Source organism: Rhizobium sp. 05L419, assembly GCF_056397845.1.
Map to the genome: position 1 here is coordinate 95,805 of NZ_JBFTOF010000012.1, position 16,363 is coordinate 112,167.

The following is a 16,363-nucleotide window of genomic DNA, read 5'->3' on the forward strand; positions in this document are numbered from 1 at the left end:
GTTTCGCGCATAGCCGGTCCACCTCGGGCTGCGCCGCTGCGCTGTCCACTCCCTCGCCGGAGAGCCGGCGAGGGAGACGTGCTCTGGATCGGAGCGCGTTTGAGGGGTATGGTTGCTGGCTTCAGGTCGTACCGGCGACCTTCGCCCCGAACCTCAACAACGAGGGGAAGCGAACCATGCAACGACTGATACCCATGGCAGCGCTTCTGGCGCTAAGCACCGCTATTGCCTGGGCTCAAGAGCCCGTCATCGGCACCTGGAAGACGCAGGTGGGAACCACCGCAGTGATCGATCAGTGCGGCCAAAGCTACTGCATAACGATGAAAACTGGTGATCACGCAGGCCAACAGATCGGCTCGTTCCAGCGAAGGAACGGCAGTTTTACCGGTACCATCGTAGAGCCCGAGAGCAAAAAAACGTTCGATGGCGTCCTGACAGTCTCAGGAAACACCGTGCGGATGAAGGGTTGCACGATGAAGGTATTCTGTGTTTCGCTGATTTGGAAGCGATTATAGTCGGGGAAAGCAAAGCGTTCGACGGCGCCTGAGGCCAGTTTGGCTTCCACTTTCATTGACTTGAAGCTCTTCAAGGCATCCGTTGCTCCGCTTGCTAAGTCGCAGATGGGAGCTTCAAGCTGTCCGGCTGCACTGATGATACCGAACATCCAAGACCACCATCTCTTCGTCCCCGACTGTACCATGGAGGCCCTGTACCAAATCGCGCGGGCTGGCACGCCCGTGAAGGTTTGCACTTGCGAGCGATTCGCATCCCGAGATGCGAAACAATATCAATGGCATACAGATAGTTCGCATCGCCACTCTGGAAGACGACGGCAAGTGCAAGGGTCGAGCAGATCCCTATTCCGCCGACCATCAACATGAGGCGGCAGTCGCCCAGCCATCCTGTGGCTCCCATCGCTGCCGCGCCGACCAAGGCCGAACGGGCGCCTATTCTTCATTTGCCGTGATTTGGAGACGCCTTGGTGAAACCCAACAAAACCCATGTTCAGTTAGCGCGTGCCTGTAGCTCAATGGTGAGAGCCGTCGGCTCATAACCGACTGGTTGCAGGTTCGAGTCCCGCCGGGCCCACCACGGTATATTTCCAGTCTCCTATACATGCTTCACTGCGGACGCGGTTCGGAAAGCAGGAACAAACAGTTCGGCAGCTCTACTTTTGCCTTGTACGAGCCACGCCAATCCCGTCAGGCCGCCGCCGTAACCAGAGTTACGCCGCGTTCAAAAGTTCTGCGCTGACCGGCATCCCCAGATGAAAGCCTTGCACGCGGTCGATGCGGAGATTCTTGAGAAGCGACAACTGCGCCGCAGTCTCCACGCCTTCTACCAGGATCGTATTTCCCCGATTACGGATGAGAGCGATCATGTCCTGGAACATTGCCAATCCGCGTGGATTAGAGCAATCGTGCAGAAACATGCGATCTACCTTCACAGTGTGGAACTCGATTGCTCGCAACCAGGACAGTCCTGCGAAGCCGGAGCCGAAATCATCCAACCAGATCTCGACGCCGAGAGCTCGTAGATCGGCGATGCATTTGAGCACATCCGACTGCATGTCCATATCCAGGCCCTCGGTCACTTCCAACGCCAGACGGGATCCAGAGACGCCACATCCTGCGAGGATATCTGCAACGCTGGCAGCGAAACCGGGAGATCGCAACTGTATGGGAGATACATTGACGCTGACCGTCGCCATACGGTCGCTCATCAAGATGTCGCGGCACGCCGTCTCGATCGCCCATCTTCCCAGTTCGAGGATAGCGCCGGTTCGTTCTGCGACCGGAATGAAGATTTTCGGCGACACCGCGGTGCCGTCCGGCAGCCTAAGGCGCATGAGAGCCTCGACAGCTCTTGCCTTGTCGTTTGTCACGTCGAATATCGGCTGATAAACGAGCGATACCAGTTTCCGGTCGATGGCGGCTGCCAGAAGCGGAACGAGTTTTCCAGCGTTGTCATCCGGGCGCGGCAACAGTGGATCGAAGGTCCGAACGCAGTTACGGCCGCTCGCTTTCGCATTGTAGAGCGCGAGATCGGCCTCGCGAACGATCCGTTCGACTTTCTCTCCTGCCTGTTCGCGTGTGAAGGCGACACCAACGCTGACCGTTACGATCGACTTGTCATCCGGCCGCTCGTCGTGCGCAATCGCGAGAAACTCAACCTCCGTTCTGATCCTCTCTGCTAGGCTCAACGCGATCTTGGGAGACGCGGCCGGCATGACCACGATGAATTCCTCTCCACCATACCTGCCGATCATGCCGTCGGACGGCTCCACAACGCCCTTCAGCGCCTTGGCGATAACTGTCAGGCATCGGTCGCCTTCCTGGTGCCCATAGCGATCGTTGAAGCGCTTGAAGAAGTCGACGTCGATTAGAAACACGGAAAAGTCGCGACGCTCGTTTTTCCAGGCGCCCCAGCACTCGTCGAGGCGCCGATCTAGCGCGCGTCTATTCTTGATCCCCGTCAGGTAGTCGGTGTGTGAAAGCTCCAGCAACGACCTGCCTCGTTCCGACGCTTCCCAATGCTGATGGCGAGCTTCCGCCGCATTGAGCAAGACGTTGCGGCGCTCCAAGTTCAATCGCCAATTTACGAAAGACGTAAAGACAAAGCACGAAACATAGAACAGCCCAAATGCGAGCTTGTAGGCAGGGCTTGAAGCAAAGAACACTCCGATCGTCACGAAAAACGCGCATAGCACGAGGCCGGAGGTGATCACCGACAGTCGAAAGGGGAAGCTGAAAAAGAGATTGGCGCCCATCATGAAGATCGCGCCAAATATCATGTAGTACGACATGGCGGTCGCGTCGTGGGTAGCGATCGCGGGGCATAGCCAGCCGATGTATCCAACTACCAGGGCCGAGGCACAGGTGATGTCCAACCAAACAGTCGTCGCCTTTGCAAGTCGTAGGGCCTCGAATGCCAGGAGTGCTATCGCCGCAACGACGAATCGCGCGGCGATCGTCACGGGAGCAACGTCGGGAATAAGCCACTGATCGGGCACCGCGAATGTCAGGTAAACTGCCACCGCGATCCAGAGGCCGCGTCGCGAGCTTCGCCTCCGAATAACATCATTTTCAGTTTCCAGAGACTTGCGGGCCTCGGCAAATGAAAAGAGAGCGGCGGGGTCGCCTAAAGGCACATCAGCATATGCCATATTCATACAACAGAACCCCAATAATAGCGATCTGAACATAGTAAAAGGTAAGTCATGCTTCGGCGCCCTCCAAAAGTTACTTCTAGCAACCCGCGACCGGTTCGTCCTATTCCGTTGCATCCTTAGAGCGACAGAATCTCTTACACAACAGCAAAATTACCCCTATTCCGTGCAGATTCTAGTCGCATCCAATTTCGAGGTTGATTATGCTTAACGCTATGACAAAGGGGTCTCGAAATGGCACAAAGCCTTGTATTGGATGGTGAAAGTCTTGTTGTACCTGGCGAAATCCGTCAGACAGCGCGGAGGGCCGCTGCGCCAGATCCCGGTCACCTTGTTCTTGCCAAAGCCGAACTCGCCATCGCGCTTGACGTGTCACTCAGTCAGTTCAGATCCGGCGTCGTCGCCCACGCGATAGTCGAGCGTCTCACCCAAGCTTTACATCAGATACGTCGTCGCTTTCATCTGGAAGTGTGGGACGTCATAGTGCCGATTGCGCAAGCCCACCCGGTTGCACACTTTCTACATCAAGACCCGTTGACCCGCTGGTCGTTCGAAAAGCCACGCGGTTATTCTGGCGATGCCCATCTTCTGGATTTCATCTATGAAAGGCCTGAGATCGAGGGCGCCGTAAAAGCCTCGAGCGATTTGGGAAAGGCGATCTATGACTATACCAAAAACGCGTCGTCGTCCGTCGCGGTAAGGGAACGTCGAGATATCCTCGCGCGACGCGTCGACGAAGTCGCTTCGAAACGACCTGGACCGATCGATGTGCTTGCCATCGCATCGGGCCATCTTCGTGAGGGGACGCTGTCGGACGCTTTAGCGGCTGACGCCATCAAGCGGTGGGTGGCTTTTGACCAGGACCCGATGAGCGTTGGAACTGTTGCTCGCGATTTCGGGGGCACTCCGGTCGAGGCAATAAACGGGTCAGTCAGATCGCTGCTCGGAGGAAGGCACTCCTTGGGGACATTCGACTTTGCCTATGCGGCAGGCCTGTACGACTACCTGCCCGACGCCGTCGCAGTGAAGTTGACCAGAAAATGCCTAAGCATCCTGAAGCCTGGCGGGTCGTTTCTGTTTGCCAACTTCTCACCGGAGACCGACGTCGATGGCTACATGGAGACGTTCATGAATTGGGCGCTGCTGCTCCGTTCGGAACGTGACATGCGGATGATTGCGAATGAAAGTCTGTCCGGCGCGAATGGGAAGGTTTCAGTATGGTCCGGCGGAAACCGCAGCATCGTCTACTGCGAAATCGAAAAACTGGCATAGTCCTTCCTCGCTATCGATAAACTCTGAATGCATTCGGCAAATTCGCCGATCGTAACTTCCCCGCTTAAGTATTTCACCTAAGGCCGTCCATGGGAGAGCGCCTATTGCCGGCGTGGTGTCAGGTCCAAATGCCAGCTTAGCGAGCCACTTGGACAACAGTGGCGGGGATCGGTTGCCTCTCGTGTCAAGGATCGGAAAGCAGGTGCCGTGCTTCCAATCCTATGGTTCTTCCGCCGCGCCGCGACGGCGCAGCTAAACGACGACGCGCCGCATCCTTGGCAATCCGCGGCGACATCCGGACACAGGAGCACTTCTCGTCGCGGCGCAACTTGCGACAACGCTGGAGGAAGAGGTGTGAGGCTCGAAACGTCACTTGGTGCGGAGGTGGGCCTGAGGCCAAAGTACTGGATCTTCGCCCACGACTTTGATGTCGAAAGGGAGCGTCTCAGACAGGGCGACTCTTTCATGCACGTCGGGTCTGGGGTTTTTTCACCTTGAAATGTTGGAACCGGTGAGGTTGTTTCCCACCGTTGTCCGACGCGAAGCATGGTTTTCCGGTCCCTGCGACTTCGAGCGCGAAAACTTCAGGTTCAGACCTAACGCGAGGAAACGTTAAGACCACCGGCTGGAGCGCAAACCTTCGCGGGCTTACCACCAGTCGACCAAAATGGGTGGGACGGCATGCGCAATTCAGTTAGTAAATAACTATTTAGATACAAATTTTTATATATCAAAATCATTGAGTTAAGGTGATTTGCGACGAGTGAAGGCGTTGCAGTGGCCTTGACAGAACATGGCTTTCGCTGTCTGTTTTGCCGCGAGGAGATCGCCCAGGGACCTGAGGTCCGGGCGAGATGCGTTTCCAAGGAGGACGTTGTTGTCATGCTGAGATTTGCAGTCGTCGGGATCGACCATGGGCATACCCTCGATCATGTGAAGGGTCTGGTTGCGGCGGGCGGAGAGTTCGTCGGCTATTGCCCGCAAACCTCGGTGCCGGCGCTGCGCGAGGCCTTCCGGCAGACCTATCCGGACGCGCCGCAGATCGACCGGGAGACGCTGTTTTCAGATCCTTCGATCGATGTGATCTGCATTGCCGCTATCCCTTGCGATCGGGCTGATCTCGCCATTCGCGCCATGCGGGCCGGCAAGGACGTGATGACCGACAAGCCGGGGGTGACCACTTTCGCGCAGTTGGACGAGGTAAAGAGGACGGTGGCTGAGACCGGCCGTATCTTCTCGATCTGCTTCTCCGAGCGCCACTGCGTGCGTTCCGCCGTCAAGGCGGGCAAGCTGGTAAAGGACGGCGCGATCGGCACCGTCGTCCAGACGATCGGCATGGGGCCGCACCGCCTGCAACTACCGACGCGGCCCGAATGGTTCTTCGATCCCGTGAAATTCGGCGGTATCATCGTCGATATCGCCTCGCATCAGGTCGACCAGTTCCTCTTCTATACCGGCTCCACGAGCGGGGAAGTCGTCGCAAGCTCGGTCGGCAACTTCGCCATGCCGCAAAGGCCGGCCTTTGAGGATTTCGGCGAGGTGCTGCTTCGGTCTGATAAGGCATCCGGCTATATCCGTGTCGACTGGTTTACCCCGGACGCGCTGCCGACCTGGGGCGACGGGCGGCTGACCATTCTAGGCACTCAGGGTTATATCGAACTGCGCAAGTATATCGATATCGCCGGTCGTCCGGGCAAGGATCATCTCTTCCTCGTCAACGGCGAGGAAACRACCCACATCGATTGCAGCGACGAAAAGCTGGACTATTTCGATGCCTTCACGGCCGATGTCCGTGACCGCACGCAAACCACGATGACCCACGGGCATGTCTTCGAGGTCTGCCGGCTTTCGCTGGAGGCGCAGGCCAAGGCTGCCAGGCTGGGCGCAAGGTGAGGATCCCGGAATGACAAAGAAACTGCGCGTCGGCGTCATCGGAGCAGGCATTGCGTCCCGCCATCTGACAGGCTTTGCATGGAACAGGGAGTTGTTCGAGGTCCCCGTTCTCTGCTCGCTCGATGAAGAGCGCGGCATGGCCCTATGCGAGGAATTCGCCATTCCGGACTATACGCAGGATGCGGAAACGCTGATCAGCCGTGCCGACCTCGACGTGATCGATATCTGCACGCCCCCGAGTTCGCATTTCGAGCTCTGCCGCAAGGCGATTGAGGCCGGCAAGCACGTGATCTGTGAAAAGCCGCTGTTCGGCTCCATCGCCGAGGTGGACGAGATGAGCCGGATCGTGGCAAGGGCCGAAGGCCCCAAGTTGATGCCGATCTTCCAGTATCGCTATGGGTCGGGTTTGCAGAAGCTGAAGATGCTCATCGATCTTGGTCTCACCGGGAGTCCATTTCTGACGACGATCGAAACACACTGGTGGCGCGGGCCGGACTATTACGCGGTGCCGTGGCGCGGCAAGTGGGCAACCGAACTGGGCGGCGGACTGCTCGGCCACGCGATCCATGCCCATGACATGCTGAACTACGTGCATGGCGCCTGTGCCGAGATCTTCTCCTATGGCACGACGCTGGCAAACCCGATCGAGGTAGAAGATACGGCTGCCCTTTCAGTGAAGATGAAGAACGGCTCGCTTGCAAGCCTGTCGATGACGCTCGGCTCGCGCAAGGAGATCTCGCGCCTTCGCTTCTGCTTCAACAATCTCGTCGTCGAGAGTATCCTTGAGCCTTATACGATGGGCCGTGACCCGTGGACCTTTGTCGCCGGCGACGAGGAGCACCAGAAGCGCGTCGATCAGGCGTTGGCGGGCTATGAGCACAAGGAAGACGGGTACACGCGCCAGTTCGAACTCTTCCACCAGGCATTGATGCGCAGCGAGGCGCCGCCGGTGACACTTGAAGACGCCCGCAATTCGCTGGAGCTCGTCACGGCAGCCTACCACTCGCAACGCACGGGACTTCCAACCCCCTTGCCGATCCTGTCTGACCACCCGCTCTATCACTGCTGGCTTCCGGAGGAAGAGAGGCAGATCGCAGCCAAGGTGTAAAATGGTCCGCGGTTTGATCTGCGAGGACTATCCGATCAGAATAAGCCTTCAGAGTAACGACTTCCTAAGCTCCATTTGCGAGCCTCGATGCATTGCTTTTCATTCCGCCGTTGTTCGAGGTCATGCATGTTTTTAAGCAAGGACGATTGGATCAGTCAGCGCGCCTATGCGCTTTGGGAATCCGAAGGCCGGCCGGAAGGTCGCGGTGACGATCACTGGCAGCAAGCAGCGCGCGAACACCAGCTGCTCGAGCTGACGAAAGCGTCGGCGGACGGCAGCGACATGATCGAACGACTGAGAGCGATGGGACGGCTGATGCGCGAAATAGAGGCCGAAGCAAAGCCGCTCCGCAAAGCGGCGAAGCGCTCGACTGCACGCTAAGTTGCGTTGCCGAACGCCATGCAAACGGCGGGCGGTCCGCTTTAACGCTGATTTAGCCATCGCGAATACTTTTGCCGAGAAATCAGTGGAAGACGGGCGCCGAAGGTAGAACGTCAACCTTTCCCGTCCAGCATAAAGCGATGGTGGCATGACGCCCTTTTTTGCTCCTGCAAGGACCACACATGTTTTCGGCGATTGTTCATGAACTCAGGTCACAGGTTGGACGTCAATGGAACAACGTCTCCCGGCGTTCCGATGATACCTCGCCTCGCAGTCGAAAATACGGTGCTTTCGTGCCGGACACGTCGGTCGAGCTCGCTCATCTCAAGAAGCTGTTCGACAGGTCGTCAAAGGCCGCACGCATTGGCGTGTGGGAATGCGACCTACACGATGAGCGCCTGACTTGGACCGACATGGTCTACGAACTTTTCGACCTGCCGCCGGGCTACCCTTTGAGACGCGACGAGATCGTAAGGCTCTACTCTGAGAAATCGCTCGCCGAGTTGACGAGGTTGCGGAACCTGGCGATCGAGAAGCACGACGGGTTTAGCCTCGACGCGGAAATCGTCACCGCCAAGGGCAACCGCCGCTGGATACGGATCACGGCCACGGTCGAATGCGAACACGATGTGCCCGTCCGGATATTCGGGATGAAACAGGACATCACGGCTGAGAAAATGATGTTCGATGAAATCAGGCATCTTGCTGAATTCGACGTATTGACCGACCTTCCCAATCGCGTCCAGTTTCAATCAAAGTTTCAGGCCCTATGCAGCGTCGACACGCCTGGAAATGCCGTCGTGCTTTTCCTCGCCGATCTCGACGGTTTCAAGCAGGTCAACGACAGGCTGGGGCACCAAGCAGGCGACGAATGCCTCAGGGAAGCAGCCAGTCGGCTGCTTCAGGCGCTCGAGCGCGCGGAGATCGTCGCGCGGATCGGCGGAGACGAGTTTGCGGTTTTGCATTCTTGCGCCTCCGACGAGGATGCGGAACGGGTTGCCGATATCATCGTGACATCCCTCGGCGGCTCTTTTGGCTACAACGGGCAACGTATCGCCATCGGCGCTTCAGTCGGTGTCGCTTTTGGCGCCAGGGATCTGGCGCCAAAAGACATTTTTGCCGCAGCAGACAGAGCGCTATATTGTGCCAAAACCGAGGGCAAGAACCACTTTCGAATTGCATCTTCATTGCCCGCGTCGGAAATCCATGCTGCCTAGCGGAGTGGCGCAATGGACGCTCCGTGATATATCTCAGTCGCAATGAACATTTTGATCTGATGATTCCCGCGCAAATTTTTTCGAAAAAACACTAAAAAGGTAGACTAAGACGGACTGCCTATTTTGCCGGGCACCGGATAGTTTTGCCACATGTTCAAAAAGCACGCATCATGAGCCACATCCCGCAGATCGACTACGACACCGCGTCCGAAGACATCAAGTGTGCGCACGACGAAGAAGTTAGGATCCGCGGCCGCATGACCAATATGAAGCGGACATTGCTTCATTCGCCGACCGCCCACCGTATCTATGCGGAGTGGTTCACGCTGCGCGCCGAGCTTGGATCCCTCGACGACCGTTCGATATGGATTTTCTCGCACGCCATTTCGAAGACCAGCAAATCGAAGATCGCCGTCACCTTCTTCCGCCGCGCGCTGGTCAACGCCGGATTCAACCCCGATGCGCTGGAGCTTTCGGAAGAGGAAACGCTTCTCGATACCTTCGGCAAGGCGATCGTCTCCGACTCCAATGCAATCCCGGCAGATGTCTGGACAAGGCTGAAAGCCCGCTACGACGCCAAGACATTGGTCGACCTCGTCGCCTTTGCCGGCATTATGCTCGCCACCGCCGTCTTTAACAATGTGGTGGAGATCGACTTCGATCCTGAGCTCGAAGCTTTCGCCGAAACCGCCGACTGACCCATATCCAACAACAAAATTTCACCAAGGGAGTTTGACATGTCCATCATCACCAGCCGTTCGCGCCTGCTCGGCAGCGTCTTCGGCCTCGCGCTCGCTTTCGGGGCAACCCTTGCCCACGCCGAAACGCCGCCGAACGTTCTCGTCGTTGCCCAGTCGATCGACGATGCCGTCAGCTTCGACCCGGCAGAGGGCTTCGAGCTCACGACGGTGCAGTCGTTCAACAACCTCTACCAGCGCCTCGTGCAGTCGAATCGCGATGACGGCACCAAAATCGAGCCTGCGCTTKCCGCTTCCTGGGAGCCCGGCAGCGACGGCAATAGCCTGACATTTGCGCTGGCCGACGCCAAGTTTGCCTCAGGCAACCGCGTTCGTCCGGAGGATGTCGTGTTTTCGCTGACACGCGCTGTAAAGCTCAACAAATCGCCGGCCTTCATCCTGAACGAGCTCGGCTGGACTGCCGACAATGTCGATGCCGCCGTGACCAAGGTGGACGACAAGCACGTCAAGCTCACCTGGAGCGCCGACGTCGGCGCCGGCTTCGCACTCTCGCTTTTGACGGCGCCGATTGCCTCTGTGGTCGACGAACAGACGGTCGCGGCCGAAGCCAAGGACAACGATTTCGGCAACGCCTGGCTGAAGACCAATTCGGCCGGCAGCGGCGCGTTCACGATCGCCACCTACACGCCGCATGAGGCGCTGGTGCTGCAGGCGAACGCCAATTCCACCGACAAGCCGAAGCTCGAAAGCGTCATCATCCGCAATGTGCCCGATGTCAGCGCCCGCCGGCTCCTCGTCGAGCAGGGCGACGCCGACATTGCCCGCGGCCTGGCCGCCGACCAGATCGATGCGCTGAAAGACAAGAGCGGCGTCAAGGTGCTGTCGGTACCGTCTGCCCGCAGCGATTACATCCTGATCAACAGCAAGGCAAACGAGACGCTGGGCAAGCCGGCTTTCTGGGAAGCTGCCCGCTATCTCGTCGATTACAACGGCATCTCCAAGGATCTCCTGCGCGGCCAGAGCAATGTCCACCAGGCCTTCCTGCCTGTCGGCTTCCCCGGTGCCTTGACCGATACGCCGTTCAAGCTTGATGTCGAGAAGGCGAAGAAGATTCTCGCAGACGCCGGGATCAAGACGCCGTTCAAGGTCGAATTCATCGTCTTCAACGATCAGCCGTTCCTGTCAATCGCCCAGTCGCTGCAGTCGACCTTTGCCAAGGCTGGCATCGAGCTCGACATCCAGCCGGGTGTCGCGAGCGACATCTATGCACGTGGCCGTTCCGGCAAGTTCGAAATGACGCTGCGCTATTGGATCCCGGACTACTTCGACCCGCACTCCAACGCCAGTGCCTTTGCGATCAACCGCGACAACTCCACCAACACGGCTGCCAAGTACGCCGGCTGGGTGATCCCGGAACTGACCGACGAGACGCTCGCAGCCGTCAAGGAACAGGACGCGGCAAAGCGCGTCACGCTCTATCAGGACCTGCAGAAGAAAATCCAGGCTAGTTCGCCCTTCGTCTTTATGCTTCAAGGCAATGATCAGGTCGTGCTAAGCGACAAGGTGAAGAATTATGCTCAGGGCCTGAATGCAGATCAGGTCTACTACGACAAGGTAGAAAAATAAGTGCCGCAAGCGGCGACACCATTGAACGCCGACATGAACGACTCCCGCCAGAAGAAAGCCTGGCGGGAGTTGTCGTTCGTCTGGCCGTTTTTCAAATGGCTTTGGTCCTTCGCGCTGACGCTGTTCGGACTGGCGCTGGTCACCTTTGCGATGACGCGCCTATCGCCGATCGACCCGGCGCTGCAGCTCGTCGGGGACCATGCCAGCCAGTCGACCTATGACGCGGCGCGGGTGCAGCTCGGCCTCGACCAGCCGCTCCCTATCCAGTTCCTGCGCTACATCGAGACGGCGCTCTCCGGCAATTTCGGCCAGTCGATCTCGACCGGGCAGCCCGTCGCACGCGACATCGCCCGCACCTTTCCGGCTACGATCGAACTCGCAACTGCCGCCATTGTTATCGGCGCCATGCTCGGACTGGCGCTTGGCATCGCGGCCGCCATGCGTCAGGGAACATGGGTCGATACGATCGCTCGCTTCGTCTCCCTCATCGGTTATTCCGTGCCGATCTTCTGGCTCGGGCTCCTGATGCTATTGCTATTTTACGCCCGGCTGCATTGGGCGCCGGGGCCGGGCAGGGCGGATGTAGTGTTTCAATATACCGTCAAGCCGGTCACCGGCTTCGCGTTGATCGACACGTGGATGTCAGGCAAGACAGGTGCATTCAGGGACGCGCTTGCTCACCTCGCCTTGCCGGCCACGGTGCTTGCGTTTCACGCGCTCGCCTCGATATCGCGGTTGACGCGTGCTTCGATCCTCACCGAGCTTGGCCAGGAATACGTGACGACGGCCCGCGCCAAAGGTGCCGGCATCCGCCGCATCGTGTTTGTACACATCCTGCCGAACGTTTCGGGCACGCTGCTCACAGTCATAGCATTGGCCTACGCAAGCCTCCTCGAAGGCGCGGTGCTGACCGAAACGGTCTTCGCCTGGCCGGGCATAGGACGCTATCTGACGACGGCGATGTTTGCCGGCGACATGCCGGCAATCCTCGGCGCGACGCTGGTCGTCGGCTCATCCTTCGTGCTGCTGAATGCCTTGACGGACCTTGCCGTCTCCAACCTTGAGGCGGGAAAAAAGCGATGAGCGCGATCGTGCAAACGACGGTCTCCAGTCCCTCCTTTTCGAAGCGGCTGCTTCGCTCACCATCCGCGGCGACAGGCGCTGTCGTCGTCCTGGTCATTCTGTTTGCAGCACTCCTGGCACCCGTGATTGCGCCGTACGATCCGACCCTGCAGGAAACGGCGAGCCGCCTGATGCCGCCAACGGCCGCCCATTGGCTTGGTACAGATGCCTTCGGCCGCGATATCCTCTCACGCCTGATCTACGGTGCCCGGCCGACGCTGCTGCTGGTGCTGATCGTGGTTCTCCTGATGGCGCCGCTCGGCATTGCCGTCGGCATCGTCGCCGGCTTCTTCGGCGGGCTGACGGAGCGGTTCTTGATGCGGATCACCGACATCGTCATGTCCTTCCCACGGCTGCTGCTTGCCTTTGCCTTCGTCGCGATCATGGGGCCAGGGCTGATCAACGGAGCGCTGGCGCTGGCGCTGACGAGCTGGCCAGCCTACGCCCGCCAGGCCCGTGTCGAGACGGCGGCTCTTCGCCGCAGCGACTATCTGGCCGCTGCCGAAATGGTCGGCATCAAGGGCATCCGCCTGCTCTGGGGGCACATCCTGCCATTGATCCTGCCATCGGCCATCGTCCGCCTCGCACTCGATCTGTCAGGCATCATCCTTGCCGCCGCCGGCCTTGGCTTCCTCGGACTTGGCGTCCGGCCGCCGACGGCGGAATGGGGTTCGATGGTGTCTGATGGCACGCAGGTCATCTTCGATCAGTGGTGGATCGCGGCAACGCCCGGCCTTGCCATCCTCATCACGTCGCTCGCCTTCAACCTGCTCGCCGACGGCTTGCGCGACATCCTGGATCCGCGACATGGCTGAGCCGCTGCTGACGATCAGAAACCTCCAAATTTCATTCCCGTCCGAACAGGGGCCGGTCAGTGTCGTCGACGGCGTCTCATTCGACGTTGGTCGTGAGGTCGTGGCACTGGTCGGCGAATCCGGGTCCGGTAAGTCGATGACCGGACGGGCCATCATGGGATTGCTGCCGCGCGCAGCGAGGATCGAGGCTCAGCGAATGGCGTTCGACGGGCGGGACCTGACCGGGCTTTCGCCTTCCGCCTGGAACCGGCTGAGAGGCAGCGGTATCGGCCTGGTGCTGCAGGATCCGAAATACTCGCTCAACCCGGCCCACAGAATCGGACGACAGGTCGAGGAAGCGCTGTTGCTGCACACGAAGCTCTCTGCAGCGCAGCGCCGAGAGCAGGCGCTGGAGATGCTTTCCAAGGTCGGACTGCCCGATCCGCAACGTGTCTATTCCAACTACCCGGCAGCCCTTTCGGGCGGCATGGGTCAACGCGCCATGATCGCCGCGATGCTGGTCAACCGGCCGAAGCTCCTGATCGCCGACGAACCGACATCGGCACTCGATCGCGGCCTTCAGGACCAGATCCTGACCCTGCTTCGGTCCCTGACGAAAGATCTCGGCATGGGCCTCCTGCTTATCAGCCACGACTTGCAGCAGGTCTCGCACTATGCCGACCGGGTCCTGGTCATGCGGCAGGGTCGGATCGAGGAAGAGATGACATCCGCCGATCTCGCCAATGCCGGGTCGGCCTATACTCGCGCGCTGTGGGCAGCACGCCCGTCGGCTGCGACCTATGGCACGCGTCTGCCGGTCTATGAGGGCAACCGATGAAGGCGCTCAAAGTCGACAATGTCTCCGTGACGTTCCATGGAAGGGGCAAGGGATTTGCCGCTGTTCGCGACGTCGCCTTCGAAGTTGAGGCCGGACAGACTTTCGGTCTCATCGGACCATCCGGCTGCGGCAAGACGACGGTGCTCCGCGCCATCGCCGGCCTCAATACGCAATGGGAAGGTTCGATCCAGGCGTTTGGCGAAGCGCTGCAACCTGGCAGGAAGATCACCGGCACGTTGCGCGGCAATATCCAGATGGTGTTCCAGGACCCTTATTCCTCGTTGCATCCACGCCACCGCATTCGCCATATACTCGGCGAGCCTCTGACCATCCGAGGGTTTGCCAAGGTCGAGAGCCAGGTGCTAACGGCACTTGATCAAGTCGGGCTTCCCGCATCTGTGGCCGGCCGCTATCCGCACCAGCTGTCCGGCGGTCAGCGTCAGCGCGTGGCGATCGCCCGCGCCCTGCTGCTGAAGCCGAAGCTGCTGTTGCTCGACGAGCCGACCTCGGCGCTCGACGTCTCCGTGCAGGCGGAGATCTTGAACCTCCTCAACGATCTCAAGCGGTCGCATGGCATGACCTTCGTGCTGGTCAGTCATGACCCCGGCGTCGTCGCGCACATGTGCGACAATGCCGTTGCCATGCAGGCAGGCCGCATCGACCGCGTGCTCGATCGTGCTGCACTGGCAGCGGGTGGCTGGGAGAGCCACTAGCGTTCTGCGGCGGCCATTATTTTCGCCGCGAGCTCGCCGGCGACGAAGGCGGCATGCTCGGTGATCTGCGGCAATCCCATGAGTTCACCGAAGGTGCCGCGTGCAAGCGGCCCGGAAATCAACAGCGAGGGATCGGCTGTCATATCTGCGGCGACGGCTTCCGAGTGCTCGTTGCAGGCAATGCCGAGGCCGGTCGGGTCGAGCTGCAAGTTTCCCAGAGCGCGCAGGTCCCTCAACCAGGGCTGGCTGTCGAGAATGCCGCCATGCGCCGGACCGGTGGTCACGACAACGGCGTCGTAAGCCCGTTCGAGCGGCAAGGCATGGCGGCGTCGCAATATGACATGAATCTCCTCGCCTTCCCGCCTGGCATTGCTGACCGACGCGGCAACAACCTCCATGCGGCCTGCGGCAATCGCTTCTTCAAGGACATCTTCCACCTGCGGCGCAATGCGGAAACGATGCACGTCCCAGAACGGCCGCAGATGCCGGACAATCCGCCGCCTCTCGGCAACAGGCAGGTTCTGCCAGATCGCATGGCCATGGCCGCGGATCTGGTCGATGACGGCATGCCACGTCTGGCCGGATGCCTCCGCTTTGGCGATCGTCTGCCGCACCAGTTGCAAAAGCGCGGTCGCGCTGTGCGCCGGCGCTGCCTCGAATTCGCCGAACGGCTCCTGCGGAAAAGGCGAGTGGCCCCGTGATCGCAGGCCGCGCCGCGAGATGGAAGTGATCGGTCCGCGATGGCCCGTCCGCGCCAACGAGGCGACGATGTCGGCAGCAGTCAACCCGTTGCCGACGATCAGAAGCCTGTCACCCGGTCGGATGGCGTCGAGCGATCCGACGACGGTCGAGTCGGCCACAAATCGCGGATGGCCCTTGAGCCCGTCGAGATTGCCGGGTGCCGAAGGGGCGGGATGACTTGTGGCGATGACGACAAAATCGGTGAAGGTCTGGCCACCCTGACTATCGGTTATGTGCCAGAACGCGCCGTCGCGCTTGAGGTCGGTGACCAACGCCCGCCGGTGGCGGACAGCCCCGCTGCGCACGAGGGGCTGCAGGGCGGCAGCAACGTATTCGCCAAAGAGACGGCGCTGCGGAAAGAGGTTCCCATCCGGGCGATGAGCGCCGGGATCGTCTGCCACGGCGTCGGTGCTCTCGATCCAACTTAGGAAATCTTCCGGATGATCCGGCAACAGGCTCATACGTGCGGCAGGGACGTTGATCCGGTGTGCCGGATCTTCCGTGTCGTAGGCGAGCCCCAGGCCGATGTCACGGCGTGGCTCGAAGACGACGATCGCAGGCGAATTGTCCTTTAGGGCAAGCGTCAAATGATACGCAACCCCGGCGCCGGAAACGCCGCCGCCGATGATCGCCACCACGGGCCGGCGACGGCCGACGCTCGCTTCAATTCGGGAAGTGTTGTTCTCGTTCACAATTACCGGTCCAGTCGCATTATTTAAGTCATGGCGCGTATTTGTGCCTAGGCCTCGCATGAGTGTAATTTAAAGTTCGGTCGATGGACCCACAACAGC

At 59.6% G+C, this 16,363-nt stretch carries 14 protein-coding genes and 1 tRNA gene; 13 read left to right on the forward strand and 2 right to left on the reverse strand.

Annotated elements, in window-relative coordinates:
• The first annotated feature begins 176 nt into the window (after nt 1–176).
• Complete coding sequence (locus tag AC1DMK_RS16860; protein WP_477860497.1) at nt 177–515, forward strand: DUF2147 domain-containing protein; 339 nt, start codon at nt 177–179, stop codon at nt 513–515.
• Nucleotides 516–1,016: 501 nt separating this feature from the next.
• Nucleotides 1,017–1,092 (forward strand) — tRNA-Ile (locus tag AC1DMK_RS16865).
• 133 nt (nt 1,093–1,225) lie between these two features.
• Here the strand turns inward: AC1DMK_RS16865 and AC1DMK_RS16870 are convergent.
• Nucleotides 1,226–3,172: a putative bifunctional diguanylate cyclase/phosphodiesterase gene (locus tag AC1DMK_RS16870; RefSeq protein ID WP_477860498.1), complete on the reverse strand. Its 1,947-nt coding sequence runs from the start codon at nt 3,170–3,172 to the stop codon at nt 1,226–1,228.
• 231 nt (nt 3,173–3,403) lie between these two features.
• On the opposite strand from AC1DMK_RS16870, the gene AC1DMK_RS16875 reads away from it, so the two are divergent.
• The 11 genes from AC1DMK_RS16875 to AC1DMK_RS16925 all read left to right on the forward strand — a co-directional run bounded on the left by AC1DMK_RS16875 (nt 3,404) and on the right by AC1DMK_RS16925 (nt 14,831).
• A complete protein-coding gene (locus AC1DMK_RS16875) occupies nt 3,404–4,441 on the forward strand; it encodes a class I SAM-dependent methyltransferase (protein WP_477860500.1) in 1,038 nt (345 codons plus the stop codon).
• Between the two features lie 882 nt (nt 4,442–5,323).
• Nucleotides 5,324–6,334 (forward strand): Gfo/Idh/MocA family protein, encoded by a 1,011-nt coding sequence (locus AC1DMK_RS16880; protein ID WP_477860502.1) that lies wholly within the window; start codon nt 5,324–5,326, stop codon nt 6,332–6,334.
• Nucleotides 6,335–6,344: 10 nt separating this feature from the next.
• Nucleotides 6,345–7,442, forward strand: coding sequence for a Gfo/Idh/MocA family protein (locus AC1DMK_RS16885; protein ID WP_477860504.1), 1,098 nt, complete (start codon nt 6,345–6,347; stop codon nt 7,440–7,442).
• A gap of 126 nt (nt 7,443–7,568) precedes the next feature.
• On the forward strand, nt 7,569–7,823 hold the full coding sequence (locus tag AC1DMK_RS16890) for a DUF2934 domain-containing protein (RefSeq protein ID WP_477860505.1): 255 nt from the start codon (nt 7,569–7,571) through the stop codon (nt 7,821–7,823).
• A gap of 182 nt (nt 7,824–8,005) precedes the next feature.
• Nucleotides 8,006–9,040, forward strand: coding sequence for a diguanylate cyclase domain-containing protein (locus tag AC1DMK_RS16895; protein WP_477860507.1), 1,035 nt, complete (start codon nt 8,006–8,008; stop codon nt 9,038–9,040).
• A 170-nt stretch (nt 9,041–9,210) separates the two neighbouring features.
• Complete coding sequence (locus AC1DMK_RS16900) at nt 9,211–9,738, forward strand: carboxymuconolactone decarboxylase family protein (RefSeq protein ID WP_477860509.1); 528 nt, start codon at nt 9,211–9,213, stop codon at nt 9,736–9,738.
• 39 nt (nt 9,739–9,777) lie between these two features.
• Nucleotides 9,778–11,364: an ABC transporter substrate-binding protein gene (locus tag AC1DMK_RS16905; protein ID WP_477860511.1), complete on the forward strand. Its 1,587-nt coding sequence runs from the start codon at nt 9,778–9,780 to the stop codon at nt 11,362–11,364.
• Complete coding sequence (locus AC1DMK_RS16910) at nt 11,365–12,447, forward strand: ABC transporter permease (RefSeq protein WP_477860513.1); 1,083 nt, start codon at nt 11,365–11,367, stop codon at nt 12,445–12,447.
• Nucleotides 12,444–13,301, forward strand: a complete 858-nt coding sequence (locus AC1DMK_RS16915; protein ID WP_477860515.1) for an ABC transporter permease — start codon at nt 12,444–12,446, stop codon at nt 13,299–13,301. Before AC1DMK_RS16910 ends, AC1DMK_RS16915 begins: the two co-directional genes overlap by 4 nt.
• Nucleotides 13,294–14,118: an ATP-binding cassette domain-containing protein gene (locus AC1DMK_RS16920; protein ID WP_477860517.1), complete on the forward strand. Its 825-nt coding sequence runs from the start codon at nt 13,294–13,296 to the stop codon at nt 14,116–14,118. Before AC1DMK_RS16915 ends, AC1DMK_RS16920 begins: the two co-directional genes overlap by 8 nt.
• Entirely contained in the window at nt 14,115–14,831 is a 717-nt protein-coding gene (locus tag AC1DMK_RS16925; protein ID WP_477860518.1) for an ABC transporter ATP-binding protein, read from the forward strand. The genes AC1DMK_RS16920 and AC1DMK_RS16925 overlap by 4 nt, the downstream gene beginning before the upstream one ends.
• Here AC1DMK_RS16925 and AC1DMK_RS16930 read toward each other — a convergent pair.
• A complete protein-coding gene (locus AC1DMK_RS16930; protein ID WP_477860520.1) occupies nt 14,828–16,264 on the reverse strand; it encodes an FAD/NAD(P)-binding protein in 1,437 nt (478 codons plus the stop codon). The two genes, AC1DMK_RS16925 and AC1DMK_RS16930, sit on opposite strands and share 4 nt — an antisense overlap.
• Nucleotides 16,265–16,363: the final 99 nt, after the last annotated feature.

Bases quoted from the DNA above. Each gene is read 5' to 3' on its own strand.
- AC1DMK_RS16860 (WP_477860497.1), top strand. From the start codon at position 177: ATGCAACGACTGATACCCATGGCAGCGCTTCTGGCGCTAAGCACCGCT.
- AC1DMK_RS16870 (WP_477860498.1), bottom strand. From the start codon at position 3,172: ATGAATATGGCATATGCTGATGTGCCTTTAGGCGACCCCGCCGCTCTC.
- AC1DMK_RS16875 (WP_477860500.1), top strand. From the start codon at position 3,404: ATGGCACAAAGCCTTGTATTGGATGGTGAAAGTCTTGTTGTACCTGGC.
- AC1DMK_RS16885 (WP_477860504.1), top strand. From the start codon at position 6,345: ATGACAAAGAAACTGCGCGTCGGCGTCATCGGAGCAGGCATTGCGTCC.
- AC1DMK_RS16890 (WP_477860505.1), top strand. From the start codon at position 7,569: ATGTTTTTAAGCAAGGACGATTGGATCAGTCAGCGCGCCTATGCGCTT.
- AC1DMK_RS16895 (WP_477860507.1), top strand. From the start codon at position 8,006: ATGTTTTCGGCGATTGTTCATGAACTCAGGTCACAGGTTGGACGTCAA.
- AC1DMK_RS16900 (WP_477860509.1), top strand. From the start codon at position 9,211: ATGAGCCACATCCCGCAGATCGACTACGACACCGCGTCCGAAGACATC.
- AC1DMK_RS16915 (WP_477860515.1), top strand. From the start codon at position 12,444: ATGAGCGCGATCGTGCAAACGACGGTCTCCAGTCCCTCCTTTTCGAAG.
- AC1DMK_RS16920 (WP_477860517.1), top strand. From the start codon at position 13,294: ATGGCTGAGCCGCTGCTGACGATCAGAAACCTCCAAATTTCATTCCCG.
- AC1DMK_RS16925 (WP_477860518.1), top strand. From the start codon at position 14,115: ATGAAGGCGCTCAAAGTCGACAATGTCTCCGTGACGTTCCATGGAAGG.